Source organism: Vibrio sp. Vb1755, from assembly GCF_033338635.1.
GTDB classification, from domain to species: domain Bacteria; phylum Pseudomonadota; class Gammaproteobacteria; order Enterobacterales; family Vibrionaceae; genus Vibrio; species Vibrio alginolyticus.
This window is the reverse complement of sequence record NZ_JAWOTA010000325.1, coordinates 1-1,078: the sequence shown is the minus strand read 5'-3', so window position 1 is coordinate 1,078 and position 1,078 is coordinate 1. Positions and strand designations below refer to the sequence as shown.

Below are 1,078 nucleotides of genomic sequence, written 5' to 3'. Positions count from 1 at the left end.
ATCTTGGCTTGATTCACTGATTCTCTCAATTCGGTGTACCACTCCATAGGGTAGCCAGCTGTCTGCCCTTTTTATTTGCTAACCCCATCATTTAACCGAAGTTTCTTGCTCGTTTTGTTTGTTCTCCAACCTTATTTTTATTCAGTCTGAAGTTACTTTGCTTGCTTACTATGGTTTGACAAATGGTAGAGGCGTTACTAAAAGATATATCAGTAGGATATGCTTTTTGTTGACTATCCATATCACTTAAGCAGGAGCGCGAATATGGTTGATCAGATCCTTTTCTACGAGCCCGATGAGCCGCACGGCTTCCTCTCCAACTTCTGTCATGCCCCCGTCGAAATATCTTCCCAATCTTGGCCCACCAGCGAACACTACTATCAAGCTCAGAAATTTGTTGATGCCCAACTGCAAACCAAAATTCAGCATGCCCAATCGCCGGATGAAGCGTTCGCGTTAAGCCGTCAGTACGAGCATCTCGTTCGCAGCGATTGGGACAACATGAAGCTCTCAGTCATGGCGTTCATTGTGCGAGAAAAATTCCTCCAAAACCCGAAACTTGCTCAGAAACTGATGCGCACGGGCAATGCTTGCCTTACTGAGCATTCGCACAAGGACGCATTTTGGGGAGATGGGGGAGACGGTAAAGGTTTGAACCACCTAGGAGAAATTCTGATGAACGTACGCGCAGAGCTGCGACATGTCGAGCCTTACAATTTGGTTAAGTTCATCGACAAAGCTAAGCTGCCAACTCAGTGGGGCACATTCATGATGCACGGCTTCATCGAGACGGCTACAGGGAAGGAGCATCTCGCGCTGGTGTATGGCGACCCGACGTCTCAGCCTGCGCCATTGATTCGGCTCCATTCTGAATGTCTCACTGGGGACGCACTATTTAGCACCCGCTGCGATTGCGGTTTTCAGTTAAATCGTGCGTTGCAAAACATCGTCGAAGAGGGCAGCGGCGTGCTGCTCTATTTGCGTCAGGAGGGACGTGGCATCGGTTTAATCAACAAAATTCGCGCCTATCACTTGCAGGATGATGGTGCGGATACCGTTGAGGCGAATGAGCGTTTAG

1 protein-coding gene is annotated in these 1,078 nt (G+C 48.6%); it reads left to right on the top strand.

Going from position 1 to position 1,078, the window contains the following annotated elements; genetic code table 11:
• Positions 1–264: 264 nt before the first annotated feature.
• The coding region (gene ribA, locus R7E00_RS24885) for a GTP cyclohydrolase II RibA (RefSeq protein ID WP_318124890.1) at positions 265–1,078 on the top strand (814 nt) is incomplete at its 3' end.